The organism is Chryseobacterium indologenes (genome assembly GCF_001295265.1).
In the GTDB taxonomy this organism is placed as follows: Bacteria; Bacteroidota; Bacteroidia; order Flavobacteriales; family Weeksellaceae; genus Chryseobacterium; species Chryseobacterium indologenes_A.
Map to the genome: position 1 here is coordinate 1 of NZ_LJOD01000063.1, position 644 is coordinate 644.

At 36.3% G+C, this 644-nt stretch carries 1 protein-coding gene; it reads left to right on the forward strand.

Features of this window, described 5'->3' with window-relative positions:
- Nucleotides 1-234: 234 nt before the first annotated feature.
- A partial coding sequence (locus AOB46_RS22735) for a hypothetical protein (RefSeq protein ID WP_131724465.1) occupies nt 235-644 on the forward strand: 410 nt, incomplete at its 3' end.

The following is a 644-nucleotide window of genomic DNA, read 5'->3' on the forward strand; positions in this document are numbered from 1 at the left end:
CGATATTATTAGTAAGCCATTGTCACTTGTTCTTGAAAATAATAAATATTTGCTTAATCATTAAGATCATATTCTAAAGATTGGAGTTGATAGTGTGACACCATTCATATCAGAAAATAATAGGCTGTTTCACTTTTGAAGCAGTCTATTTTGCTATATATGACTACATTTGTCTGCAATTTTGAAATAATAAGGTAAATTTACAACTATACCGATCAATTAGGAAATGTACGGTTGAGTTATCAGAATAATGGCTCAGGGGCAGCCGTTCTTGAAGAAAATGTAATGAATAATCTGGTGATGATGCATGACCCGGATGGAAGAGTAAGCCAGGAATGGCTTAATGGAATTTACAATATGTCACGACCAGGAAAAACAACATATAGTCAGTTTTCTTCTAACGGTATGTCAGCTTGGGCTAATTATGAAAGCTGGCTATTTGGTGAAGCTTCCCGACTTTATAGTTGGATTGATAGAGGAGGTAGTGATTATATAACCTGGTGGAAAGGAGGTGCTCTAGGAAATGCAAATACAGTGCAGGAGATGGTAGTTCCAGTTACTGCTCCCTTTATTTTTGCATATGGATTAGCTGACTATGCTTTTGACATAGGGGGAACAGTGGGTGACAAATTTGGTGAAATCAA